This is a genomic window from Mycoplana ramosa (assembly GCF_041930185.1).
GTDB lineage: Bacteria > Pseudomonadota > Alphaproteobacteria > Rhizobiales > Rhizobiaceae > Mycoplana > Mycoplana ramosa.
Genome location: NZ_JBHEEW010000017.1, coordinates 104,396 through 129,697 on the forward strand (window position 1 = coordinate 104,396; position 25,302 = coordinate 129,697).

Annotated in this window: 23 protein-coding genes; 16 read left to right on the forward strand and 7 right to left on the reverse strand. The window is 65.2% G+C overall.

What is annotated here, in order from left to right:
* Positions 1 to 161: 161 nt before the first annotated feature.
* The 9 genes from polA to JNC62_RS19540 all read left to right on the forward strand — a co-directional run bounded on the left by polA (position 162) and on the right by JNC62_RS19540 (position 11,855).
* The gene (gene polA, locus JNC62_RS19500) at positions 162 to 3,140 is read left to right on the forward strand and encodes a DNA polymerase I (RefSeq protein WP_374840979.1); all 2,979 of its coding nucleotides are present in this window, start codon (positions 162 to 164) and stop codon (positions 3,138 to 3,140) included.
* Between the two features lie 452 nt (positions 3,141 to 3,592).
* Positions 3,593 to 3,847, forward strand: a complete 255-nt coding sequence (locus JNC62_RS19505; protein WP_374840981.1) for an acyl carrier protein — start codon at positions 3,593 to 3,595, stop codon at positions 3,845 to 3,847.
* Positions 3,844 to 5,016, forward strand: a complete 1,173-nt coding sequence (locus JNC62_RS19510; RefSeq protein ID WP_374840983.1) for an acyl-CoA dehydrogenase family protein — start codon at positions 3,844 to 3,846, stop codon at positions 5,014 to 5,016. The genes JNC62_RS19505 and JNC62_RS19510 overlap by 4 nt, the downstream gene beginning before the upstream one ends.
* Positions 5,017 to 5,021: 5 nt before the next feature.
* A complete protein-coding gene (locus tag JNC62_RS19515; RefSeq protein WP_374840985.1) occupies positions 5,022 to 5,933 on the forward strand; it encodes an amino acid--[acyl-carrier-protein] ligase in 912 nt (303 codons plus the stop codon).
* Positions 5,887 to 6,909, forward strand: coding sequence for a DUF1839 family protein (locus tag JNC62_RS19520; RefSeq protein ID WP_374840986.1), 1,023 nt, complete (start codon positions 5,887 to 5,889; stop codon positions 6,907 to 6,909). Before JNC62_RS19515 ends, JNC62_RS19520 begins: the two co-directional genes overlap by 47 nt.
* 11 nt (positions 6,910 to 6,920) lie before the next feature.
* Positions 6,921 to 9,386 carry a glycosyl hydrolase 2 galactose-binding domain-containing protein gene (locus JNC62_RS19525; protein ID WP_374840988.1) on the forward strand — a complete coding sequence of 822 codons (2,466 nt, stop codon included), beginning with the start codon at positions 6,921 to 6,923 and terminating at the stop codon, positions 9,384 to 9,386.
* Positions 9,387 to 9,480: 94 nt separating this feature from the next.
* On the forward strand, positions 9,481 to 10,608 hold the full coding sequence (recF, locus tag JNC62_RS19530) for a DNA replication/repair protein RecF (RefSeq protein WP_374840990.1): 1,128 nt from the start codon (positions 9,481 to 9,483) through the stop codon (positions 10,606 to 10,608).
* Complete coding sequence (locus JNC62_RS19535) at positions 10,605 to 11,387, forward strand: molybdopterin-synthase adenylyltransferase MoeB (RefSeq protein ID WP_374841032.1); 783 nt, start codon at positions 10,605 to 10,607, stop codon at positions 11,385 to 11,387. Before recF ends, JNC62_RS19535 begins: the two co-directional genes overlap by 4 nt.
* Entirely contained in the window at positions 11,388 to 11,855 is a 468-nt protein-coding gene (locus tag JNC62_RS19540; RefSeq protein WP_374840992.1) for a GNAT family N-acetyltransferase, read from the forward strand.
* A gap of 39 nt (positions 11,856 to 11,894) precedes the next feature.
* Here the strand turns inward: JNC62_RS19540 and JNC62_RS19545 are convergent, their stop codons facing one another.
* Positions 11,895 to 12,899, reverse strand: coding sequence for a 2-hydroxyacid dehydrogenase (locus JNC62_RS19545; protein WP_374840994.1), 1,005 nt, complete (start codon positions 12,897 to 12,899; stop codon positions 11,895 to 11,897).
* Positions 12,900 to 13,091: 192 nt separating this feature from the next.
* On the opposite strand from JNC62_RS19545, the gene JNC62_RS19550 reads away from it, so the two are divergent.
* Complete coding sequence (locus JNC62_RS19550) at positions 13,092 to 13,634, forward strand: SH3 domain-containing protein (RefSeq protein WP_374840996.1); 543 nt, start codon at positions 13,092 to 13,094, stop codon at positions 13,632 to 13,634.
* 9 nt (positions 13,635 to 13,643) lie between these two features.
* Here JNC62_RS19550 and JNC62_RS19555 read toward each other — a convergent pair whose 3' ends face one another.
* On the reverse strand, positions 13,644 to 14,636 hold the full coding sequence (locus tag JNC62_RS19555; protein ID WP_374840998.1) for an adenosine kinase: 993 nt from the start codon (positions 14,634 to 14,636) through the stop codon (positions 13,644 to 13,646).
* 106 nt (positions 14,637 to 14,742) lie between these two features.
* Complete coding sequence (gene efp, locus JNC62_RS19560) at positions 14,743 to 15,312, reverse strand: elongation factor P (protein ID WP_374841000.1); 570 nt, start codon at positions 15,310 to 15,312, stop codon at positions 14,743 to 14,745.
* A 145-nt stretch (positions 15,313 to 15,457) separates the two neighbouring features.
* On the opposite strand from efp, the gene epmA reads away from it, so the two are divergent.
* Positions 15,458 to 16,522, forward strand: a complete 1,065-nt coding sequence (gene epmA, locus JNC62_RS19565) for an EF-P lysine aminoacylase EpmA (RefSeq protein WP_374841003.1) — start codon at positions 15,458 to 15,460, stop codon at positions 16,520 to 16,522.
* Positions 16,519 to 17,580, forward strand: a complete 1,062-nt coding sequence (locus JNC62_RS19570) for a lysine-2,3-aminomutase-like protein (RefSeq protein ID WP_374841005.1) — start codon at positions 16,519 to 16,521, stop codon at positions 17,578 to 17,580. Before epmA ends, JNC62_RS19570 begins: the two co-directional genes overlap by 4 nt.
* A 35-nt stretch (positions 17,581 to 17,615) precedes the next feature.
* Here JNC62_RS19570 and JNC62_RS19575 read toward each other — a convergent pair whose 3' ends face one another.
* Positions 17,616 to 19,700 carry a HAMP domain-containing methyl-accepting chemotaxis protein gene (locus JNC62_RS19575; protein ID WP_374841007.1) on the reverse strand — a complete coding sequence of 695 codons (2,085 nt, stop codon included), beginning with the start codon at positions 19,698 to 19,700 and terminating at the stop codon, positions 17,616 to 17,618.
* Between the two features lie 153 nt (positions 19,701 to 19,853).
* Here JNC62_RS19575 and JNC62_RS19580 point away from each other — a divergent pair, with 153 nt between their 5' ends.
* Complete coding sequence (locus JNC62_RS19580) at positions 19,854 to 20,567, forward strand: sulfate transporter family protein (RefSeq protein ID WP_374841009.1); 714 nt, start codon at positions 19,854 to 19,856, stop codon at positions 20,565 to 20,567.
* On the opposite strand, the gene JNC62_RS19585 is transcribed toward JNC62_RS19580, so the two are convergent.
* The gene (locus JNC62_RS19585; RefSeq protein ID WP_374841011.1) at positions 20,564 to 20,989 is read right to left on the reverse strand and encodes a VOC family protein; all 426 of its coding nucleotides are present in this window, start codon (positions 20,987 to 20,989) and stop codon (positions 20,564 to 20,566) included. The genes JNC62_RS19580 and JNC62_RS19585 overlap by 4 nt on opposite strands.
* Positions 20,990 to 21,072: 83 nt before the next feature.
* On the opposite strand from JNC62_RS19585, the gene JNC62_RS19590 reads away from it, so the two are divergent.
* The gene (locus JNC62_RS19590) at positions 21,073 to 21,648 is read left to right on the forward strand and encodes a TetR family transcriptional regulator (RefSeq protein WP_374841013.1); all 576 of its coding nucleotides are present in this window, start codon (positions 21,073 to 21,075) and stop codon (positions 21,646 to 21,648) included.
* 19 nt (positions 21,649 to 21,667) lie between these two features.
* Here JNC62_RS19590 and nth read toward each other — a convergent pair whose 3' ends face one another.
* A complete protein-coding gene (gene nth, locus JNC62_RS19595) occupies positions 21,668 to 22,462 on the reverse strand; it encodes an endonuclease III (RefSeq protein ID WP_374841014.1) in 795 nt (264 codons plus the stop codon).
* Here nth and JNC62_RS19600 point away from each other — a divergent pair.
* Complete coding sequence (locus tag JNC62_RS19600) at positions 22,461 to 22,961, forward strand: DUF2244 domain-containing protein (protein WP_374841016.1); 501 nt, start codon at positions 22,461 to 22,463, stop codon at positions 22,959 to 22,961. The two genes, nth and JNC62_RS19600, sit on opposite strands and share 2 nt — an antisense overlap.
* 68 nt (positions 22,962 to 23,029) lie before the next feature.
* A complete protein-coding gene (locus JNC62_RS19605) occupies positions 23,030 to 23,902 on the forward strand; it encodes a methylated-DNA--[protein]-cysteine S-methyltransferase (RefSeq protein ID WP_374841018.1) in 873 nt (290 codons plus the stop codon).
* Positions 23,903 to 24,077: 175 nt separating this feature from the next.
* Here JNC62_RS19605 and JNC62_RS19610 read toward each other — a convergent pair.
* A partial coding sequence (locus JNC62_RS19610; RefSeq protein WP_374841020.1) for a calcium-binding protein occupies positions 24,078 to 25,302 on the reverse strand: 1,225 nt, incomplete at its 5' end.

Genomic DNA, 25,302 nt, shown 5'->3' on the forward strand with positions numbered 1-25,302 from the left:
GACCATCATTTGGGCCCCGGAATATGGCTTTTCAAGGGATTCGAGCCGTCGGGAAAATTACAAATTGGTAACGTTTGTGTGAGGCTTTCAAAGTGGTTTGCGCGACGATCTCGGGGCAAAGGATGATGGACGCGCGCAGCGCCGCGCGCTATCCATGAGCCATGAAAAATGGTGATCATCTCTTCCTCGTCGACGGCTCCGGCTTCATCTTTCGCGCCTTCCATGCGATCCCGCCGCTGAACCGCAAGTCGGACGGCCTGCCGGTCAACGCGGTCTCTGGTTTCTGCAACATGCTGTGGAAGTTGCTCAAGGACGCGCGCAACACCGATGTCGGGGTGACGCCCACCCATTTCGCCGTCATCTTCGACTACTCCTCGAAGACCTTTCGCAACGAGCTCTATGATCAGTACAAGGCGAACCGCACCGCGCCGCCGGAGGACCTGATCCCGCAGTTCGGGCTGATCCGCCATGCGACGCGAGCCTTCAATCTCCCCTGCATCGAAAAAGAGGGCTACGAGGCCGACGACCTGATCGCCACCTATGCGCGCCTGGCCGAGGAGGCCGGCGCCGACGTCACCATCATTTCCTCCGACAAGGACCTCATGCAGTTGGTCACACCAAAGGTGTCGATGTACGACAGCATGAAGGACAAGCAGATCTCCGTTCCGGAAGTCATCGAGAAGTGGGGCGTGACCCCGGACAAGATGATCGACCTGCAGGCGATGACGGGCGATTCGACCGACAACATTCCCGGCATTCCCGGAATCGGACCGAAGACGGCGGCCCAGCTCCTGCAGGAATATGGGGACCTGGACACGCTGCTGGCGCGCGCCGAGGAGATCAAGCAGCAAAAGCGGCGCGAGAATATCATCGCCAACCGCGCCCAGGCGCTGCTGTCGCGCGAATTGGTGACCTTGAAGACCGACACGCCGCTTGACGTGCCGCTCGACGGTCTCGTGCTTGAGCCGCAAGACGGCCCGAGGCTGATCGCCTTCCTCAAGGCGATGGAGTTCAACTCCCTCACCCGGCGTGTCGCCGAGGTTTGCGGCTGCGATGCATCCGCGATCGAGGCGGCTTTCGTTCCGGTCGAATGGGGCACGGAGGCCCATGGCCCGGATCTCGACATCGTGGCCGGGCGACCGGTGACCGACGACGCGACGAGCGCGGCGCAGGCGGCCGGGACGCTGCTGCCGGATGCCTCTCCCGACGCGCCGACGCCGGCGGCCCTGGCAAAGGCGCGCGCCGCGTTCTTCGCGGGCCGGCCGTTCGACCATTCCGCCTATGCGACGATCCGTGACCTTGCGGCGCTCGACAACTGGATCGCCGATGCGCGCGAGGCGGGCCTCGTCGGCTTTGCCACGGCGACGACGACGCAGGACGCGATGCAGGCGGATCTCTGCGGCTTTTCACTGGCGATCGCAGACAACGCCAACAATCCGACCGGCGCCTCCATCCGCGCCGCCTACGTTCCCTTGCAGCACAGGACCGGAGCGGGCGACCTGCTCGGCGCCGGGCTTGCGGACGGGCAGGTTCCGACCGCTGAGGCGCTCGAGCGCCTGCGGGCGATGGTCGAGGATCCGTCGATCCTGAAGGTGGCGCAGAACCTCAAATTCGACTACCTCGTCCTGAAGCGGCACGGCATCAGCGTGCGCAGCTTCGATGACACCATGCTGATGTCCTATGCGCTCGACGCTGGCGCCGGCGCGCATGGGATGGATTCCCTGGCCGAGCGCTGGCTCGGTCACAAGCCGATCGCGCTGAAGGACGTGACGGGCAGCGGCAAGGGCGCGCAAAGCTTCGACCTCGTCGACATCGACCGGGCGAGCGCCTACGCGGCCGAAAACGCTGACGTCGCGCTGCGCCTGTGGCACGTGCTCAAGCCGCGGCTAGCGGCAGAGGGGCTGATGACCGTCTACGAACGGCTGGAACGGCCGCTCGTGCCGGTGCTCGCCCGCATGGAGGAACGCGGCATCACGATCGACCGTCAGGTGCTGTCGCGGCTTTCCGGCGAACTGGGTCAGGGAGCGGCCGCGCTCGAGGACGAGATCTACCAGCTTGCCGGCGAGCGCTTCACCATCGGCTCGCCGAAGCAACTCGGCGACATCCTCTTCGGCAAGATGGGCCTGCCCGGCGGCGCCAAGACCAAGACCGGCCAGTGGTCGACGTCGGCGCAGGTGCTGGAGGACCTCGCGGCCGAGGGCGTACCGCTGCCCCGCAAGATCGTCGACTGGCGGCAACTGACGAAGTTGAAGTCCACCTATACCGACGCTCTGCCCGGGTACGTCCATCCGCAAACCCGGCGCGTGCACACCTCCTACTCGCTCGCCTCGACGACGACAGGCCGGCTATCCTCGGTCGATCCGAACCTCCAGAACATTCCGATCCGTACCGGTGAAGGGCGCAAGATCCGCGCCGCCTTCATCGCCTCGCCCGGACACAAGCTCGTTTCGGCCGACTACAGCCAGATCGAGCTGCGCGTGCTTGCCCATGTCGCTGACATCCCCCAGTTGAAGCAGGCCTTCGCCGACGGCATCGATATCCACGCGATGACGGCGTCCGAGATGTTCGGCGTGCCGGTCGAGGGCATGCCGGCGGAGGTGCGGCGCCGCGCCAAGGCGATCAACTTCGGCATCATCTACGGCATCTCCGCGTTCGGCCTCGCCAACCAGCTTTCCATCGAACGCTCCGAAGCGGGTGACTACATCAAGCGCTACTTCGAGCGTTTCCCCGGCATCAAGGACTACATGGACAACACCAAGGCCTTCGCCCGCGAGCACGGCTATGTGGAAACCATCTTCGGGCGCCGCGCGCACTACCCGGAGATCAAGTCGTCCAATCCCTCCGTCCGCGCGTTCAACGAGCGTGCGGCGATCAACGCGCCGATCCAGGGCTCCGCGGCCGACATCATCCGCCGCGCCATGGTCAAGATGGAGCCGGCGCTTGCCGCAGGCGGACTCTCCGCCCGCATGCTGCTGCAGGTGCACGACGAACTGATCTTCGAGGTCGAGGAGGCGGAAGTCGAACGCACGCTTCCGGTCGTCGTCGAGGTGATGGAGACCGCCGCAATGCCGGCGGTCTCGATGAAGGTGCCGCTGAAGGTGGACGCCAGGGCCGCGCACAATTGGGACGAGGCACACTAGCCAGATCCCGCCCCGGCTTCCGGAGGCGACTGCGTTTTCCTGGACGCGTCTTGTCCCACGGCACGCAGCGCTGGGCCATTGATCGGTCAGGGGCACCTGCGGTGCTGGGTCTGCCGCGCAATGACGACGCTGCCCTTGCCGACAGAGGTCAACGGGGCGACGGTCGGGTCCATTCGGGTCATGGTTGACAACCCTTAAACCGTGCACAGCACGGCGAAATCATGCCCCGTCGCCAAAACTCTCTGAAAATACTTTGAATTTTCGAACGGCTCGGTTGCCGCCGTCCAAGGTCTTTCGGGCCCGGGGCCGTGAGCGCATGCGCGTTTCACGAAATCTTATCCATGTCCTTTCAACCGTTGTTACACCCCCGCCTGTATGCCTCTGGTTGAACATAGCCGTGGCGGGCGACCGCAACGCATCGCGACAAGAAGTACACACTGGAGAAGATTGCCATGACAGAGAAAATCCGTGAGCTGCTCGCCAAGCATGGTGGTCTGCCGGTCGCCGTCGACCAGATCACCGACGATGCCGATCTTTATGCGGCCGGCATGTCCTCCTTTGCATCCGTCCAGATCATGCTGGCAATCGAGGAAGCGTTCGACGTGGAGTTCCCCGACAGCCTGCTCAACCGGAAATCGTTTCAGAGTATCGCCGCAATCACGCGTGCCGTCGCGGGGCTGATCGGCAATTCGGAGGCTGCCGCATGAACATCTCAAGCGGGGCGAGTTTGGTGCAGCGTGCCGCCCGTGTCGCCGCGGTGGCCGGCGGCCACGCTGACGATGTCGACGCCAAGGGCCGCTTTCCGCGCGAGGCGGTCACGGCCATGGCGGCCGAGCGTCTTCTGTCGATCCAGATTTCGCCGGAGTTCGGCGGCGAAGGCGCCAGCCTTGCCGAAATCGCCGAGATCTGCTCGGTTCTCGGCCAGTCCTGCGCCTCTGCCGCCATGGTCTTCGCCATGCACCAGATCAAGGTATCCAGCCTGGTGTCGCATGGACAAGACAGTCCCTGGCACCGGGCCTTCATGGGCCGGATAGCGGCCGAACAGCTGCTGCTCGGTTCGGCGACGACGGAGGGCGGAATCGGCGGAAACCTGCGCAACAGCATTTGCGCCATCGAGATCGAGGGCGATCGCTGCCAATTGCAGAAGGACGCCACCGTCATCTCCTATGGCGCCGAGGCCGACGCGATCCTGATCACCTCGCGCAGCCATGCGAATGCCGCCTCGACCGATCAGGTGATGACCGTCTTCACCAGGGACCAGTACACGCTGGAGCGCACGCATGTGTGGGATACGCTCGGCATGCGCGGCACCTGTTCGGACGGCTATCTGTTCAAGGGCGAGGCGCCGGCGGAGCAGATCCTGCCGAAGCCGTTTGCAGAGATCGCCGCCCAGTCGATGCTGGCGACGTCGCACCTTCTGTGGAGTGCGGTCTGGTACGGGATTGCCGTCGACGCGATGGCGCGCGCGCAGGCATTCGTCCGGGCTGCCGCGCGCAAGTCGCCCGGCCAGACGCCGCCGGGCGCGCTGCGTCTGGCGGAGGCATCGAACCTCCTGCAGCTCCTGAAATCGAACGTGGTCGCCGGCCTGAAGGAATTCGAGACGGCAAAGGCCGATCCCGACCGGCTATCCTCGATGGGCTTTGCGGTGGCGATGAACAACCTGAAGATCGGCTCGTCCGAGACGATCCTGACGATCATCAACCACGCCATGCTGATCTGCGGTATCATGGGTTACAAGAACGGCACGCCCTACAGCCTGGGCCGGCATCTGCGCGACGCGCATTCGGCGCAACTGATGATCTCGAACGACCGCATCCTCGGCAACACGTCCAATCTCCTGCTCGTTCACAAGCAGGACACCAGTCTCCTGGGGTGAAGAACATGGATATGCAAACCTCGTTTCTCGACCGGTTGTTCGACGCCGGTCTGTTGATCGATACCGGCGTTGATGGACTCTATGGCCGCAGCGGCCAGTTCGAGGACGTCATCGTCGCCTTCGAACGCATGATCGACCGATTCGGCGGCGCGGACGGCGCAGAAGCCATGCGCTTTCCGCCCGGTATGAACCGCACCTTCTTCGAAAGGAGCGGCTACATGAAGAGCTTCCCGCAGCTTGCCGGCACCGTGCATTCCTTCTGCGGGAACGAACTCGATCATATGAGCCTGCTGCAGTGCATGGAAGTTGGCGAAGACGACTGGACGAAAGACCAGAAGGCGACCGACATCGTGCTGACGCCGGCGGCCTGTTATCCGCTCTATCCGACTGTCGCCAAACGGGGCCGCATCTCGCTACGGGGCGCGCTGTTCGATTTGCAGTCCTACTGCTTCCGCCACGAACCCTCGCAGGATCCAGCGCGCCAGCAGCTTTTCCGGATGCGCGAATTCGTCTGCATGGGTACGGAAAAGCACGTCACCGATTTCCGCCAGACCTGGATGGATCGCGGCGTGCAGATGATGAAGGAAGTCGGCCTCGACGTGGCGATCGACGTTGCCAACGATCCCTTCTTCGGCCGCGCCGGCAGGATGCTCGCCAACAACCAGCGCGACCAGAACCTGAAATTCGAGCTGCTGATCCCGATCACCTCGGTCGCCAAGCCGACGGCCTGCATGAGCTTCAACTACCACCAGGATGCGTTCGGCGCGAAGTGGGAGCTGTATCTGGAAGACGGCAGCGTCGCCCATACGGCTTGCGTCGGCTTCGGCCTCGAGCGCATCGCGCTGGCCCTGTTCCACACCCATGGGCTCGATGTCGCAGAATGGCCGGCGAACGTCCGCAAAGCCCTCTGGGGTTGAGATCGTGACCCAGTCGGTCTTTCCCGGGCTCGATCCCGCCACCTACCGTCCCCATGCGCTCCACGCCCAGGAGCGCATGTGGCCGGAAACCAACTGCTACGTCGATCTGTGGATCGAGGTGCTGAACGCGCTGGGCCTTCCGCCGGAAGCCATGCTCGGCTTCACCCTGACGCAGGACTTCGAGGGCGACCAGTTCACCTTCTTCAAGGTACCGCTCGAAGACCTCGAAGCCCTTTATGGCATCCGCTGCACCGAGCTTGCGATCTATGACCGCGTCGAGTGCCATGTCGCCGAGCAGATCAGGCGCGGACGGCTCTGTCTGGTGGAGATGGACAGCTTCTACATGCCGGATACCCGCGGTGTGGCCTACCGACTGGAACACGGCAAGACGACGGTTGCGATCAACCGGATCGACCTTGAGAACCGCACGCTGGACTATTACCACAATGCCGGATTCTTCCGTCTGGAAGGCGAAGACTTCGACGGGCTGTTCCAGCTGGGCGATGCAGGCGGCGCGCTGCCGTTCCTGCCCTACACCGAGTTCGCCAAGTTCCCGAGGTCCTATCCAGCGCAGGTGCATCTCTTTCGGGAGGCCAGGCGCCTGGTGCGCTTCCACCTGGAACGCCGGCCACAGGACAATCCCGTCGCGGCCTTCGCAAGGGTCTTTCCCAGCCAGGTGGAGGCGGTGGCGGAGCGCCCGTTCGGCTTCTTCCACAAATACGCGTTTAACACCCTGCGGCAACTGGGGGCCAATTTCGAGCTGGCCGCAAGCCACCTCGATTGGCTGGCCCCCGACGGCACGCTGACCGAAGCAGCGATGGCCGCCCGCCACATTTCGGAAGTCGCCAAATCGGTCCAGTTCCAGTTGGCCCGGGCGGTCGCGCGCAAGCGCTTCGACCCGCTTACGACCGCGCTCGCCCCCGCCGTCCAATCCTGGGAGGATATGATGCGGGTGCTTGTCGACCGCATCGATTGAGGTGGAAGGCCATGGATGGTCCAGGACCAGACGCGCTGCCGCACGAGGTGGTGCTCCGCAAAGGTTGGCGCCTCTGCCTGACGGAGGCGGGGGCCTGGTCCGACCCGTCGATGCGGTCAGACGATGTCGAAGCGATGGATGCACCCGTGCCCGGCACCGTCGCGGGCGCACTGGAGCGCATCGGCCGCTTCGACCGCACCGACCCCCTGCCCCTGATCGATCTGGACGCCTGGTACTTCCTCGACCTCGCAGGCGAGAAACCTGGGCCGGCCACGCTTGCTTTCGAGGGGCTTGCGACGATCGCGGAAGTCTACTGGAACGGAGAAAAGCGGCTTGCGGCCAGCTCGATGTTCGTCGCCCACGACCTTGCGGTGACGCTGACCGGCGACGATTGTCTGGCGATCTGCTTCCGGGCACTTGCGCCACATCTGGACAGGCGCGGGCCGCGCGCCCGGTGGCGGCCGCAAATGATCGTGCCGCAAGGCCTGCGGCTCGTGCGGACAACACTTCTCGGCCACATGCCGGGTTGGTGTCCTGCGGTGCAAGCGGTCGGGCCCTATCGCCCCGTCCGCCTCGTTCGACCGCAACCCGCGGCGCCGCAGGACGTGCGGCTGCAGGCGACGCTTGAGCCCGATGGCGCCGGGCGCCTTGTCGCCTCGTTCCAAGGCGATGGCTTTTCCGGCACGCCCGAACTTCGATGCGCCGGTTCCGGTGTTGAAATGACGCTGTCAAAGGACGGCCGGTGGAGCGCGGAGCTTTCCCTCGCCAATGTCGACGCCTGGTGGCCGCACACCCACGGCCGGCCCGCCCTGCATGCGGTGAAAATGCACGTCGACGGACAGACCCATGCGATTGGCCGCGTCGGCTTCAGACGGATCGAGATCGACCGTGGCCCGGACGGCAGCGATTTTTCGCTCCGTGTGAACGGCGCGCCGGTGTTCTGCCGCGGCGCTGTCTGGACGACTGCGGACATCGTCGATCTGCCGGGCGAACGGGAGCGGTACGAACCGCTGTTGCGGGCCGCGGCGGAAGCCGGGATGAACATGCTGCGCATCGGCGGCACGATGGCCTACGAGACGCAAGCCTTTTTCGACCTGTGCGACGAACTCGGCATACTCGTCTGGCAGGACTTCATGCTGGCGAATTTCGATTACCCGGCATCCGACCCGGATTTCGCTGCCCTCGTCCGCGCTGAAGCCGAACAATTTCTCCGCCGCACCGCCGCCTCGCCGGCGCTGGCGGTTCTTTGCGGCGGCAGCGAAATGTTCCAGCAGGCGGCGATGCTCGGCCTGCCGCGCCCGGCCTGGAGCGGTCCGTTGACGGACAGCATCCTGCCGCAAGCCGTCGAAGCGTTGCGGGCGGACGTGGCTTTCGTGGCCAACTCGCCTTCGGGCGGCGCCATGCCGTTCTCGCCGAATGCCGGGGTGACGCACTATTACGGGGTCGGCGCTTACTGCCGCCCGCTGGAGGATGCCCGCCGCGCCCATGTGCGCTTCGCGGCCGAGTCGCTCGCGTTCGCCAACGTGCCCGAGCAGTCGACGCTCGACGCGCATCTGCCGGTTCCAGCCGTGCACGACCCGCGCTGGAAGGCGCGGGTGCCGCGCGACCGCGGCGCCTCGTGGGACTTCGAGGACATCCGCGATCACTATCTGGGCCTGCTCTACGACTGCGACCCGGCGCGGCTGCGCCGCGAGGATCCGATCCGCTATCTCGACCTCTCCCGCGCCGCCAGCGCCGAGGTCATGGAGGCGACCTTCGCGGAATGGCGCCGACCGCAGTCGAGCTGCAACGGCGCGCTCGTCTGGACCTTCCAGGATCTCCTGCCGGGCGCGGGCTGGGGTGTCATCGATGCGACGGGCCTGCCCAAGCCCGCCTGGCACGCGCTCCGGCGCGCCTTCCGTCCGGTGCAGGTTCTCCTGTCCGACGAGGGTACCAACGGCCTCGACGTCCACGTGCTCAATGAGGGTGATCGGCAACGGACACTGACCGTCGAGGTCGTCTGCTTGCGTGATGGCCGCCAGCCCGTCGTCTCCGGCCGGCGCGACCTTGCGCTTGAGGGGCGCGAGGCTGTCACGATCGCCGCGACCGACCTGTTCGGCGCCTTCTTCGATACGTCCTACGCCTTCCGCTTCGGACCGCCATCGCACGACGTGACGGTCGCGACGTTGCGCGATGGGACAACGGCCGCGCCGATCGCGCAGGCCTTTCATTTCCCTCGCGGCCGGGCTAAGGCGCTACTGGCTGGCAACCTCACGGCCGTTCTCGTGCAGGCGGAGGGCGGCTGGCTGCTTCAGCTCCAGGCCGACCGGCTGCTGCAATCGGTGCACATCGATTGCCCGGGCTTCCTGCCATCGGACAACTGGTTCCACCTCGCACCCGGCGAGGCGCGAGACATCCGTCTGGCGCGAACGGACGATGGGGAGTGGCCGCGCGGCGAGGTGCGGGCGCTGAACCTCATCTCGCCGGTTTCGTTCTGAGCCGACCGCGCTTTGACCACCCCGCTGCCATGCCGCGGCCTTGCTATTGCGGCCGCTTCGGCATAGCTCTCTGGCGGAACGATCCGGATGCCAGATGCCCCACAAGGTCACCATATCCCGCCTGAAGCTGCACGATTTTCGCAATTATGCGTCGATCGCGCTGGGTCTCGACGGCCGCCACGTCGTCTTGACCGGGGCGAACGGCGCCGGCAAGACGAACCTGATGGAGGCCATCTCCTTCCTGTCGCCCGGCCGCGGGCTGCGGCGTGCGGTTTATGCGGACGTCGCGCGTGAGGGCGCCGCCGGCGGCTTCAGCGTTTTTGCCGCCGTCGACGGCATGCAGGGCGAGATCGAGATCGGGACGGGCACCGAGAGTGGCGACGAGGGGCAGTCGCGCCGCCTTCGCCTGAACGGCACGCCCGCCCGCTCGGTCGACGAGTTGCTGGATCATCTGCGCGTCATCTGGCTGACCCCCTCGATGGATGGGCTGTTCACCGGACCGTCCGCAGACCGCCGCCGTTTCCTCGACCGCCTCGTGCTCTCGCTTGATCCCGAACATGGCCGTCGGGCGGCGGATTTCGAGAAGGCCATGCGTGGTCGCAACCGGCTTCTTGCCGAGCCGCGGCCGGATCCGCAATGGCTGAGCGCGCTCGAACGGCAGATGGCGGAACTGGGCGTGGCGATGGCGCTGGCGCGCCGCGAACTGGTCGGCCTCCTTGCCGGGATCGTCGAGGCGTCGCGTGACGCGGGTCCGTTTCCTTCTGCCGTCATGTCGCTGATCGGTTTTCTCGACGAGGATCTCGACCGGCCGGCCTACGAGATCGAGGAGAGATACGCCGCCCTGCTTGCCGACGGGCGCTACCGCGATGCTGCAGCCGGTCGCACGCTGGACGGCCCGCACCGCGTCGACCTGCTGATCCGCCACCGCGAGAAGGACATGGATGCGGCCCGCTGCTCCACCGGTGAGCAGAAGGCACTGCTGGTCGGGCTCGTGCTGGCGCATGCCGGCCTCGTCGCCAGCATGACGGATCACGCCCCGGTCCTGCTGCTGGACGAAATCTCGGCCCATCTCGACGAAGGACGCAGGGCGGCACTTTTCGATCGCGTCGATGGACTCGGCGGCCAGACTTTCATGACCGGCACCGATTGTGCCATGTTCGAGGCGCTCGGCGATCGTGCACGGTATCTGACCGTGGCAAACGGAACGATTGACGAGGACTGACGGAGGAGACCGTGCCGAACGCAGAACCGCTGGGCCCGGATGAGATCGAGCGCTATCGCCGCCATATCGTGCTGGCCGAGATCGGTGGAGCCGGGCAGCAGAAGCTCAAGAACGCGTCCGTGCTCGTCATCGGCGCGGGCGGCCTCGGCGCGCCCGTGCTTCAGTATCTTGCCGCCGCCGGCGTCGGCCATATCGGCATCATCGACGACGACACGGTTTCGCTTTCCAACCTGCAGCGGCAGGTGATCCACGGCACCGCGACGATCGGCCATCGCAAGATCGAAAGCGCAAGGGCAGCGATCGAAGCGATCAATCCGCATGTGCGCGTGACACTGTTCGATGCCCGGTTGACGCCGGAAACCGCGCCGCAGTTTTTGCAGGGCTTCGACCTGCTGCTGGACGGCTCGGACAATTTCGACACGCGCTATGCGGCCGCCGACGCAGCAGAGGCGGCGCGGATACCGCTTGTCACCGGCGCGGTCGGCCGCTTCGACGGTTCGCTGACGGTATTGAAGCCTTGGGAAAAAGCGGCGGGCGGTCGGCTGAACCCGGGCTATCGCGACCTCTTCCCGGAACGACCGCAGCCGGGCGTCGTGCCGTCCTGTGCCGAGGCCGGCATCGTCGGCGCGCTGACCGGCGTCATCGGCACCTTGATGGCCATGGAGGCGATCAAGCTGATCACCGGGGCCGGCGAGCCGCTGGTCGGGCGGCTGATGCTCTATGACGGGCTGTCTGCCCGCTTCGAGATCATGCGCTATCGCCGCCGTGAGGGTTCCTAGATGGACGTTCAGCGGCTGGGCGCATCCTTCTGCCGGTATGACGAATTGTATTCGCTTATTCGATCCGCCTTTGCCTGCATGGATGGCCGCATCGACCCGCCATCCTCCGCATTGCGGCTGACCGCGGCCAGCCTGGAGCAAAAGGCTCTGGCCGAGATCGTTTTCCTGGCTGTCGACCGCGATGACATTGTCGGCTGCATCTTCTGCCGACCCGAAACGGACTGCCTCTATGTCGGCAAGCTCGCGGTTCTGCCCGAACGACAGGGATCCGGCGTCGGCCGCATGCTTCTATCTGCGGCCGAACGGCAAGCACATGCGCTCGGCCTTTCCGCGCTGCGCCTCGAAACCCGGATCGAGCTTGTCGAGAATCACACCCGCTTTCGTGTCTGGGGTTTTGAGAAGACGGCCGAGAAGCGCCACGCGGGTTATGACCGGACCACCTCGATCGAGATGACGAAGCGCCTCTGATCAGACCGAGTCGCGGCGTGTCGCGCGCAGGCCGTCCGCTCAGACTCGCCCCGGCAGCACCCGGTCGGGCGGGCGATGGCCGTCGAAGAAGGTCCGGATGTTGATCACCACCTTCTCGCCCATGTCGATGCGGCCTTCGAGGGTCGCCGAGCCCATATGCGGCAGCAGCACGACCTTGCCCTCGGTTGCGAGCTTCACCAGCTTCGGGTTGACGGCGGGCTCGTGCTCGAACACGTCGAGCCCGGCGCCGGCGATCTTGCCCTCGCGCAGGGATTTGATCAGCGCCGCCTCGTCGATGATGCCGCCGCGCGCCGTGTTGACGATGTAGCTCGAGGGCTGCATCAGCGCCAGCCGCCGCGCCGACAGCAGATGGTAGGTTGCCGGCGTCGAGGGGCAATTGACCGATACGATGTCCACGCGCGCCAGCATCTGATCGAGGCTGTCCCAGTAGGTGGCTTCGAGCGCTTCCTCGGTGGCCGGATGCACGCGGTGGCGGTTGTGGTAGTGGATCGATAGCCCGAACGCCTTGGCGCGACGCGCGACGGCCGTGCCGATCCGGCCCATGCCGACGATGCCGAGCCGTTTTCCCCAGATGCGGTGTCCGAGCATCCAGGTCGGCGACCAGCCGGCCCATTCGCCCTTTCGATCCGTCAGAAGCTGGGCTCCTTCCGCAAGACGGCGCGGCACCGACAGGATCAGCGCCATCGTCATGTCGGCGGTGTCCTCCGTCAGGACGTTCGGCGTATTGGTGACGGTGATGCCGCGCCGGGCGGCGGCATCCACGTCGATGTGATCGACCCCGTTGGAGAAGCTGGCGATCAGCTTGAGCTGCGGCCCGGCCTGTTCGATCAGGGCAGCGTCGATCCGGTCCGTCACCGTCGGCACCAACACATCGTAGGTCTTCACCGCGGCGACGAGCTCCGGTTGCGTCCGCGGCGCATCCTCGATGTTGAGCTCGGCGTCGAACAGTTCGCGCATGCGTGTCTCGACCACGTCAGGCAGGCGGCGGGTAATGTAGACCTTCGGCTTTTTCTTGTTCGTCATGGCCTGCTCGAGCATCCTGTTGACGGGTCCTTAACCAAGATCGGTAAGACTTGCTTCATCCAGGGCATTTTCTACCAGACCCCGTCGCGAAGACAATCCGCTCTGAAGGATGGTCCCGTGATTTGCGCGCCGGCGGGGACCGGCTGGCAGATGCCCGGTGGTTGAAGTGGATCGGTTAAGGTGGATCTCGTCATGCGTCGCTTACATATCCGCGTTTGCACCGTCACGCTTGCCGGCCTGATTGCCTTGGCAATCCAATCCGTTCCGGCCGCCTTTGCGCAAGCTTCCAAGGGACCGAGCGGCCTGCCGCTGCCGCGATTTGTCAGCCTGAAGGCCAAGAGTGTCAACCTGCGCGTCGGCCCGAGTGTCGACTACGCCGTGGCATGGCGATACATGAAATCCGGCGTGCCCGTGGAGATCATCCAGGAGTACGACAATTGGCGCCGCATCCGCGATGCCGACGGTACCGAAGGTTGGGTCAACCAGGCTCTGCTTTCCGGCGAGCGGACGGCGATCACCGCGCCGTGGATGCGCGGAAAGGGCGCCGACATCTACGTCAACATGCGCCGCGATCCGCAATCCTCCAGTGCGGTCGTCGCCAAGCTGGAGCCCGGCGTCGTGGTCAAGGTCGGCGAGTGCAACGGCGACTGGTGCCATGCCGAGGTGGACAGTACCGAAGGCTGGGTGGCGCAGGGCGAAATCTGGGGCGCCTATCCCGGCGAGGCCTTCAAATAGCAATTCCCTTCAGGCGAGTCCTGCCTTGGCGGCGGCCTCAGCCAGCGAGGTCATTGGCCGCGGGCCGATCTGCTCGATGACGATCCCCGCCGCCAGGCTACCGAGCTTGCCGCAGTCCTCGAGGGTGCGCCCCTGGGTGTAGCCGTGCAGGAAGCCGGCCGCGTAGAGGTCGCCGGCGCCCGTCGTGTCGACCACATGCTCGATCGACGAGGCGTGGACGCGGATGCGCTCTCCGCCCGTCTGGATGATCGACCCGTGCTCGCTCATGGTGACGACCGCCAGGCGGCAATCCTTGCCGATCATCGCGAGCGCGTGCTCGAAGTCCTCGGTCTCATAGAGCGCCAGCACCTCGGCCGTGTTGGCGAATACGATGTCGACGGTTCCCGAACGCATGAGATCGAGAAACTCGTCGCGGTACCGATGGACGCAAAAACTGTCGGAGAGTGTCATCGACATTTCGCGGCCGTTGGCATGGGCGATGCGCGCGCAATTGCGGATCGCATCCTTGGCGCGCGGCGGGTCCCAGAGATAGCCCTCGAAATAGGTGACCTTGGATGCCGCGACGACCGCCTCTTCCACGTCTTCGGGGCCGAGTTCCACGCAGGCGCCGAGATAGGTGTTCATCGAGCGCTCACCGTCGGCGGTAACGAAGATCATCGAGCGCGCCGTCGGCGGAGCGCGATCGAGCGGCTTCGTCGCGAAGTGGACGCCCTGGGCGTGAATGTCGTGGGTGAAGATCTCGCCGAGCTGGTCCTTGGCGACCTTTCCGAAATAGGCCGCCCGCCCGCCGAAGCTCGCAATGCCCGCCGCAGTGTTGCCGGCGCTGCCGCCGGAGGCCTCGACCGCCGGTCCCATGCGCGAATAGAGCAATTCGGCCCGCTCGGCGTCGATGAGGTTCATCGCGCCCTTGATGATGCCGTTGTCGGCGAGGAACTTGTCATCGCAGCGGGCGATGATGTCGACGATGGCATTGCCGACCGTCAGCACGTCGAATTGGGTCATGCGGAATTTCCGTCTCGAAGGGTAAGAGCCGGCTATCGGTCATAGCGGAATTTGGAGGGAATGTAAGGGGCCGCCCGAGCCGGTGCCGGTCGGGCGGCGAAATGTGTCAGTCCTTGGCGCGCTCAACATAGGAGCCATCCTCGGTCGCGATCACGACGCGGGTGCCGGCCGTAATGTGCGGCGGCACGAGCGTGCGCAGGCCATTTGAAAGCATCGCCGGCTTGTAGGAGGACGATGCGGTCTGGCCCTTGACGACCGGTTCGGTCTCGGTGATCTCGAGAACAACGTTCCGCGGCAGGTCGAGCGCGATCGCAACGCCCTCGTGCGTCGACAGGATCACCGCCATGCCTTCCTGCAGGAAGGCCTTGGCGTCGCCGACGTCCTCGGCCGACATCGTCAACTGGTCATAGTTCTCCGGGTTCATGAAGTGGAAGCCGTCGCTGTCTTCATAAAGGAAGGTGTGCTCGCGGTCTTCGACGTGGGCGCGCTCGACCTGCTCGGTCGTGCGGTAGCGTTCGGACACCTTCACCCCGTCGGAGATGCGGCGCATGTCGATCTGGGTGACCGGCGTGCCCTTGCCCGGGTGGAAGTTCTGTGCGGTCAGAACCACGTAGAGCTTGCCGTCGACATCGAGCACGTTGCCCTTGCGGACGGAAGAAGCGATGATCTTTGCCATAAGTCTTCCTTGTATCTGGTGCGGCCCCGTCGTAGAGGACGATCGAAATTTCATCCCCGGACCGCGGAAAGCGGGATCGGCCGCAACTATCCTAAATTCCGCCAAGGCGCCAGTGTTTCCGCCGGAATCTGATAGAAACCTTGACATGAAGCCAGGCAAGCCGACCCCGTCCCCCTGGTGGACGCCCGACGTCCACGCCGACCGCCGTCCGTTCCTGATTGCGCGCAACCGCATCCAGGCGGCGATGCGCGCCTATTTTGCCGCGCGCGATTTCGTCGAGGTCGACACTGCGACCTTGCAGGTCTCGCCCGGCAACGAGGCCCACCTCCATGCCTTCCGCACCGAGGCGATCGGCCACTCGGGCGCAACGACGGCGCTCCATCTTCATACCTCGCCGGAGTTTGCCTGCAAGAAGCTGCTGTCGGCCGGTGAGCGGCGCATCGCCTGCTTCGCCCATGTCTACCGCAACCGCGAGCGGGGTCCGCTGCATCATCCAGAGTTCACCATGCTGGAGTGGTACAGGGCGGGTGAAGGCTACGAGACGCTGATGGAGGACTGTGCCGCGCTGCTCGCGCTTGCGGCGCGAACGGCCGGCGTCGAAAGGTTGAGCTACCGCGGCGAGCACTGCGACCCCCTTGCCGATCCTGAACGCCTCACGGTCGCCGAAGCCTTTGTCCGACATGCCGACGTCGATCTGCTGGCGACGATCCACCCGGATGGCTCGACCGATCGCGACGCGCTGGCGCGGGCTATGGCGGCCGGCGGCTTGCGCGTCGCACCCGACGACAGCTGGGCCGACCTGTTTAGCCGCGTGCTGGTGCAACGCGTTGAGCCGCACCTCGGCTTTGGCCGCGCGACGATCCTCTGCGAGTATCCGGTGGCCGAGGCGGCCCTGGCACGGCCGTCGCCGCGCGACCCCCGGGTCGCCGAACGCTTCGAGCTCTATGCCTGCGGTGTCGAACTTGCCAATGCCTTTGGCGAATTGACCGACGCGGCCGAACAGCGGCGCCGCTTCGGCCTGGAGATGGCCGAGAAGCAGCGCGTGTACGGCGAGACCTATCCGCTCGACGAGGATTTTCTCGCAGCGCTTGAGATCATGCCCGAGGCGAGCGGGATCGCGCTGGGCTTCGATCGCTTGGTGATGCTGGCGACCGGGGCGACCCGCATCGATCAGGTCATCTGGGCGCCGGTGGCGGAGACTGCACCATGAGTGTCGCGCGGACGCTGCGGACGGTGGCCGAGCTTGAAGAGGCAGGACTGGTGCCTGAGGGTTCGTCGCTGGCCGAAATCGCGCGCGTGGGCGAACGCTACGCCGTGGCCATCACGCCCGCTGTCGCGGCCCTGGTCGACGCCAGCGATCCGGGCGACCCCATCGCCCGGCAGTTCATCCCGGACGCGGCGGAATTGACGGTGCTCGGTGAGGAACGCGCAGATCCGATCGGCGATCTGGCGCACAGCCCCGTCGAGGGCATCGTGCATCGCTATCCGGACCGGGTCCTGTTGAAGGCTGTGCACGTCTGCCCGGTCTATTGTCGCTTCTGCTTTAGGCGCGAAATGGTCGGCCCGGCCGGCCTCGGGACGCTGACACCGGAGCAACTGGATGCAGCGATCGACTACATCGCAACGCACCCGGAAATCTGGGAGGTGATCCTGACTGGCGGCGACCCGCTGGTGCTTTCAGCGCGGCGGCTGAGCGACATCATGCAACGACTGGCCGCGGTCGAGCATGTGAAGGTCGTTCGGATCCACACCCGCGTGCCGGTGGTCGAACCTGAACGGATCGACGCCGACCTGGTCGCGGCACTGAAGGCCTCGGGAAAGACGACCTATGTCGCGCTCCACGCCAATCACCCGCGCGAACTGACCGCACAGGCACGCGCCGCCTGCGCGCGGCTGATCGAAGCCGGCATTGCGATGCTCAGCCAGACGGTGCTGCTCAAGGGCGTCAACGACGACGCGGAAATACTGGCCGATCTGATGCGCGCCTTCGTGGAGAACCGTATCCGGCCCTACTATCTGCACCATCCCGACCTTGCCCCCGGAACAAGCCATTTCCGCCTCGGTCTCGGCGAGGGGCGGGCGATCGTGGAAAGGCTGCGCGGCCGCATCTCCGGGCTTTGCCAGCCGACCTACATCCTCGACCTCCCCGGCGGTTACGGCAAGGTGCCGGTTTTATCGACAGCTGTAGAAGAGACGGACGATGGCCGTTTTCGCATCAGCGATTTCCGAGGCGGAGAACATCTCTATCCGCCGCAGCCGGGAGACTGACCGCAGGCGCTACCCCTGAGCCGGCGTGCGGGCGGTCAGAATTCCTCCCAGTCGCCGTCCCTCTTGCCTTCCTGTCTCGCACCAAGGGCGCCGAGCAGCTTCTGCTTCAACAGGTTCGCCGGCGAGGCAACGGCCCGAGAGGTCGCGCTCGCCGCCTTTACGTTCCACTGGCCGGGCGATTTGCGCGGCAGCTGGGTCACCGTGCCTCCTGATGGATTGGCCGGCTTCGTCACCGACGTCGTTCGCGGCGAAGAGGCCGCGGAGGCCGACGCGGAATCCGACGCCTGCATCATCTGCATCTGAAGGTGCGGTGCGCGCGCGGACTGGCTCTGGGCCGTGCCGACATTGAACCGGCCGATCAGCGCGTTCAGCGCCTGTACGTCGTCGGCCAGGCCGTGACTTGCAGCCGTCGTCTCCTCGACCATTGCGGCATTCTGCTGCGTTCCCTGGTCGATCGTGCCAACGGCGGTGTTGATCTCCGACAGCCCGCTCGCCTGTTCGCGCGCCGCCACGACGATCGCCTGGACGTGGCCGTTGATTTCCTGCACCTCGGCGACGATTGTCTCGAGGGCCTTGCCGGTCTGGTCCACAAGCGCGACGCCGTCCTGGACCTGGGCGCCAGAGGCGGTGATCAGCGCCTTTATCTCGCGCGCGGCCTTGGCGGAGCGCTGGGCCAGTTCGCGCACTTCCTGGGCAACCACGGCGAAGCCCTTGCCCGCTTCACCGGCGCGCGCGGCCTCGACGCCGGCATTCAGGGCGAGAAGGTTGGTCTGGAAGGCGATATCGTCGATGACACCGATGATGTTGCCAATTTCGCCGGACGACTGCTCGATCTGCTGCATGGCCGCAATTGCGCGGCGGACAATCTCGCCCGACTTTTCCGCACCGCCACGCGTGCGCGCCACCAGCGTGCCGGCCTCCTCGGCGCGGCGCGTCGAATCCTTCACCGTCGTCGTGATCTGCTCCAGTGCCGCGGCCGTCTCCTCGACGGAAGCCGCCTGCTGCTCTGTACGGCGGGCGAGCGCGTCGGCGGCGGAGCGGATCTGGCGCGTTCCGGCATCGATGGCCCGCGCATTGTCGCCGACCTCGCAGAGCGCCTCCCTAAGCCGTGCAACAGATGTGTTGAAATCCTGGCGCAGACGGTCGAGTTCCCCATCAAAGGGCGTGTCGATGACGCAGGTCATGTCGCCGGAAGCCAGCCGGCCCAGCGCGTCGGCGAGCGAGGTGACGGCCGCCTGCACCTTGCCGCTCTCGCGATTGCGCTCCGCATCGCGCGCCATGCGCTCGCCCTCGGCCAGCGCCCGGTCGGAGGCAGCCTGCCGTTCGAGACGCATGCGTTCGCCGGCATGGTCGCGGAAGACGGCGACGGCTGCGGCCATTTCGCCGATCTCGTCGCGTCGCTCGGAATGCGGGATGTCCTGGCCGATATTGCCGTCCGCGAGCTGCTTCATCGCGCCTGAAATGCCGTTCAGCGGCCGGATCACGCGGCGGTTGACGATGAAGATCGCCGCAATGGCGAGCCCGACGGACAGCATCAGTGCGGCGATCGTCAGCCGGTAGGCGAATTCCTGTTCGGCCAAGGCGGCCTTGATGCCGCTTCCAGTCGTGCTCTCATTGTTGGCAATCAGGCTGGCCAGTGCCGTCTCGATCCTGTCGGCATCCTGCTTCATGGGGCCTTGGAAGATTTCCGCGGCCACGCCCTTGGCGGCCATCCCGGAGGCCTGCGTCAGCTTTTCGGCTTCCGCGAGATAGGTGGTGAGGCTGCTCTTGACGCTGCCGACCACGCTTTCCGCCTCCCGATCGCCCGAGATCGCAGCCGCGTAGGTGTCGATCTGCCTGGTCAGTGCCTCGGCGTGCTCAGCGATCCTGGCCTCGATTGCCGGCAGTGCATCCGGGCTCCTCGTCAGCATGTGCTCGGAGAAGGTGCCTTGCAGCTTTGCGAAGTCGTGACTGATCCGCAGGATTGCGCTCATCTGTGGGATGCGCTCGCGGCCGATACGCTCGAACTGGCCGGTGATCGTCGACAGGGACCGGAACGCGACCGCGCCCTGCAGGCCGCCGAGTACCACCATCAAGACGAAAAGAGCGGGAAGGAGTCTGCTGATCCTGATCGTGCGCATGAGATTTCCAGAGTCTGATATCGCCACTGGCGAGCTTTTTGGCGGAAAACCTAGTTCCAGTTGCTTAACACGGACTTAATCAACCGGCGCGGACCCGCCTTGCGCCGCGGTTGTCCACACCCTACATCGACCGGCGAAACATGGAGAAACAGGATGATTCTCGACGCGGTACGCCTGGCGCTGGCCAATCTTTTCGCGCCGGAAACGCGCCGCGTGTTCTGGAAGGTGCTCGGAATTACGGTCTTGTTTCTGATCGTGCTGTGGTTCGCCCTGCGGGAGAGCTTCATCGCCTACGCGCTTCCCTATTTCGACGGCTACCTGACCGGCGTTCCGGACTGGGCGGGCTGGCTCGCTGTCTTCGTCGGCATCTTCGCGAGCGCTGGCCTGGCACTCTCGCTGGCGCTTCTGCTCGCACCCGTCACGGCGGTTGTCGCCGGCTTTTTCCTCGATGACGTGGCCGAGGTGGTCGAGCAGCGCCACTATCCTGGTGATCCGCCCGGCAACCCCTTGCCGCTCGGCACCGCGATCGTCAGCTCGATCAAGTTCCTCGGCGTCGTGTTGCTCGGCAACCTGGTGGCGCTGCTGCTGCTGTTTATCCCGGGCGTCAATCTGATCGCCTTTTTCCTCGTCAACGGCTATCTCCTCGGACGAGAGTTCTTCGAGTTCGCCGCGATGCGGTTCCGTCCGCCCGAGGAGGCGCGGCTTTTTCGCTCCAAGCACGCAACGACCGTCTTACTGGGTGGTTTCGCCATTGCGGTCTTCCTGGCGATACCGGTCGTCAACCTGCTCACGCCGCTGTTCGCCGCGGGTTTGATGGTACACCTGCACAAGCTGCTGACGCGCGTCGATCCGGACTTGCCTGGCTAGTTCGGGAGCGCCGACGGCGCGTAGTGGCCGGCAAACTCCTCGTTCGGCGGAATCGGCGTGATCACGTCGATCAAGACGCCGTTTGGATCGGCCGTGATGAAATGGCGCTGGCCAAAGGCCTCGTCGCGGATCGGCGTCAGGATCGGCAGCCCTGCGGCGCAGCAAGTCGCGTAGACGGCGTCGACGTCCTCCACCTCGAAGTTCAGAAGCAGGCCAGAGACTTTCCCTCCCCACCCCGCAGGAATCGTGTCGTGCTGCCCGTCCAGGACCGCCAGCGTCACGTGTTCGTCTTCGACCGACTGGAGATGGACGTACCAGTCGCTGGTGAACAGAGGCTGGAAGCGGAAGTGTCTGGAGTAGAAGGCGGCCGTCCCGGCCACGTCGTCAGTCATGACGACGGGATAATAGCTGGTGGATTTCATGACTTTTCCTCCTCATCTAGACAACATACAATCTGCATGTTTTCATTTAACATGCGTGCAGCATGTATGTAAAGGAACGGATTATGAGCCGCAGCAACAAGGACAGAACCGAGGCGACACGCACCGCGCTACTCGACGCCGCGCGGCGGCTTTTCGTCGAGAAGGGCTATGCCCAGACGGCGACGCCCGACATCGTCGCCGCGGCCGGGGTCACGCGCGGCGCGCTCTATCATCACTTCGAGGACAAGAAGGCGCTCTTCCTGGCCGTGGCCGAGCGCGAGGCGGCGGCCGTTGCGGCAGAAATCGAAACAACAGCCACACCTTCGACCGACGCACGCATGGCGCTCCTCAGCGGCGCCCGCGGGTATTTCGACGCGATGGCCGCCAATGGCCGCACCCGGCTGCTGCTTCTGGAGGCACCCGCCGTGCTTGGCGCGAATGCGGCCGCCGCCATTGACCGGGACAACGCGGAGCGTTCACTTCACGCCGGACTTTCCGCTCTTCTGCGACAGCATGGCGGTCGGGATGCTCTCGACCGGGAACTGACCGCATTGCTCTCGGCAGCCTTCGACCGTGCCGCCATGGAGATCGCGGCCGGGGCCGACCGGAAAGCCTATGAGGCGGCGCTTGCCGAATTGATCGACGGCCTTGCCCGGTAGATCGCCCTGGTGGGCCCGGTCACTGCGTCGCAGCGATCGCCTGCGGCGGCAGCTCGACCAGCGCGGCCGGGACGTCGCAGGTCTTTTCCGGCGACTTGCAGAGGTCGGCGATCACGCAGCGCTCGCATTCGGGCTTGCGCGCCTTGCAGACATAGCGTCCGTGCAGGATCAGCCAATGGTGGGCACGGTAGAGGTAGTCGTCCGGAATGATCCGCATCAGCCGATCCTCGACCTCGTCCGGCGTCCTGCCGGGCGCCAGCAGGATGCGATTGGCGATGCGGAAGATGTGGGTGTCCACTGCGATCGTCGCCTGGCCGAAAGCCATCGACAGCACGACATTCGCGGTCTTCCGTCCGACACCCGGAAGCGTCACCAGTTCCTCGCGGGTGCGCGGCACCTCGCCGCCGAAGTCGTCGACCAGTTTCTGGCTGAGCGCAATGACGTTCTTCGCCTTGTTGCGGTAGAGGCCGATCGTCTTGATGTAGTCGCGCACCTGCTCCTCGCCGAGCGCCAGCATCTTTTCCGGCGTGTCGGCGACGGCGAAGAGGGCGCGCGTCGCCTTGTTGACGCCGGCATCGGTCGCCTGCGCCGAGAGCGCAACGGCGACCACGAGGGTGAACGGGTTGACATGCTCCAGCTCGCCCTTCGGCTCCGGGCGCTGGACCGCTAAGCGGCGGAAGATCTCGCGGATCTCGTCCGGCGAATAGGCCGGCTTCAGCCTGGCGTTGCGGCGTTTCGGCGCCGCCCGGGAGCTGGCGGCAACGCCTGATTTCGGTTTCGCGTTTTTCATGTTCCCTCTATAGTCGTCGGTCATGAACGATGGCAACGACGATATCGGCGTGAACGATCGGCCCGTGTTCCTCGCCGAACTCAGGCCGCACCGGTCGCTGGGGCGAAGGGGGCACCTGATCTTCTTCGTCATCGCCGGCGCATTGAGCTTCGCCCATATGGCGGTTTTTCTCCTGTCCGGTGCCTGGCCGATCGTGATGTTCTTCGGTGTCGACTTCCTCATCCTGATTGCGGCCTTCTGGCTGAACAACCGCGCCGCCCGCGCCCGCGAACTGGTTGCCCTGTCACGCACCAACATCTCGATCCGCAAGCTTGCGCCGTCGGGGCGCGAGGCCAGGCACGACTTCAATCCCTTTTGGGCACGCTTCCATGTTTCGCGGCGCGACGAGATCGGCATTACGGACATGGCGGTCAGCGGCCAGGGGCGGCGGACCGACATTGGCAATTTCCTGCACCTCGACGACCGCGAGCGCTTCGCGACGGCGTTTGCCGGCGCCCTGGCACGGGTCAAGCGCGGATACTGAGCCTTGCGCAGGTTTCGGGTGGCGGGACGGCGCGGGGCGTGTTTTCCTGTGGTCACAGGAGAAAAATGATGACCATTGTCGCCACGCTGAAATCCGACATCACCCCCGATGGGGCGGACTACGAGACGGTCCGCCGCGTCATCGAGATGATCACCGACGACTATCGCGACCAGCCCTCGCTTGATGACATCGCCGCCCGCCTGAAGCAGGCGCCGTCACAATTGCAGAAGACCTTCACCCGCTGGGCCGGACTTTCTCCCAAGGCCTTCCTGCAGGCCGTGACGCTGGATCATGCCAAGCGTCTGCTGCGCCAGGAATCGATGCCTTTGCTCGAGACCAGCATCGAGGTCGGCCTGTCCGGCCCAAGCCGCCTGCATGACCTCTTCGTGACCCACGAGGCGATGTCGCCGGGAGAATGGAAGGCGCGGGGCGAAGGGTTGACGATCCGGTGGGGCTTCCATGGCTCCCCGTTCGGGCGGGCGCTCGTCATGGTTACCGAGCGCGGCCTTGCAGGTCTTGCCTTCAGCGACGAGGCGGACGGCAGGGCCTGCTTCGAGGACATGGCCTGCCGCTGGCCGAACGCGGAATATGTGGAGGATCGCGAGGCGACCGCCGCCTATGCCGCGCGGATCTTTGATCCGTCCCGCTGGAACGCCGAGGAGCCGCTTCGGATCGTCCTGATCGGGTCGGATTTCCAGGTGCGAGTATGGGAAGCGCTTCTTCGCATACCGATGGGCAAGGCCGTGACCTATTCCGACATCGCCGGGCAACTCGGCCAGCCGAAGGCCTCGCGGGCGGTCGGCGCAGCCGTTGGCCGCAACCCGCTTTCCTTCGTGGTGCCCTGTCACCGCGCGCTCGGCAAAGGCGGAGCGCTCACCGGCTATCACTGGGGGCTGACCCGCAAACGGGCGATGCTCGGCTGGGAAGCCGGAAGGGCCTGAAAAGGCCGCGATGCGGCCCCGCCCGCGGTCCACCGGGCCGGAAACAGTCGTCAGCACGCCCACGTGGGGCCGAACATCAGGTACCGGCCGGAGAACACAACAAGCCCGCCGAACGACCGGCGGGCTTGTCAGTGAAGCAAGCCATGGGCAGCTGCTGCCGCCGATAGCTTTGTTCTCAAAGCAGCCAGATATCGTCGGCCGACAGCGTGTAGCCGTTGGCGAAGACGGCAACCTTGATCTGGCCGGCAGACCCGTTGCCATCCTTGTCGAAGTAGAGCGTGTCGCTGGCCTTGTCGAAGATGAACCGATCGTTGCTGTCGAGCGCCTTCGTGCCGAGCCGGAACGCACTGCCTTTTAGCGCGCCGGTTGCACCCGATGTCACGTCGAAATAGATCAGATCGTTCGAGCCGAAGTCGGTGATATGGTCAGCCGTAAGGCTGGACTGGTGGAACACAAACTTGTCCGCACCACTGCCACCGGTCAGCTTGTCGAAGCCGGCGCCTCCGACCAGCCTGTCGTTTCCGGCGCCACCGGTCAACGAGTCGTTCCCGGCACCACCGTTGAGCGTGTCGCTTCCGGCATCACCAGCCAGCTTGTCGTTTCCGGCACCACCGCTCAGGGTGTCATTGCCGGCGCGGCCGGTGATCGTGTCGTTACCGGCTCCACCGGCCAGCTTGTTGTTGCCGGTGTTGCCGATGAGGGAGTTTGCCTGGCCGTTTCCGGTACCGGACAGGTTGGATGTGCCCGTCAGTTCCAGCTTCTCCACGTACGCACCGAGCTTGTAGTTGACAGAGGCCTTGACGTGATCGTACCCGCCATTGGCCTGCTCGGTCACCACGTCACCGGTGTTGTCGACACTGTAGACGTCGTTGCCACCCAATCCGACGAGCTTATCACTGCCCTTGCCGCCAACGAGAACATTGCGCGCATCATTGCCGGCAAGCGTATCGTTGTAGCTCGAACCCGTGAGGTTCTCGATACCGATGAGCTTGTCTCCAGTAGCATGACCGCCGCTCGCCTTGCCGGTCTTCAGGTTGACGTTGACCGCGGACGAACCGGCATAGGTCGCCGTATCGGCCCCGGCGCCACCGTCAAGTACGTCGGCACCGGCGCCGCCCTTCAGCACGTCATTGCCGCCGAGGCCCTTAAAAGTCTCGTTACCACCATTGGACTTACCGGAAAACGGCATGGTGTCGTTGCCGGCGGTGCCGGCGTACACTGTAGCGGTCGGCGCATCGGTGCCCGAATTCACGCCGCCCAGATCCGGCATCGTGTTCAGATCGGTGTTGCCGGAGACGACGGGCTTGTCATGATAGAACGAGTACTTGCCCCACTGGCCGGTGCCGATCTGGTTGTTGATGATCTTGATCGAGGCGTCGTCGACCGTGCCGCCACCCTTG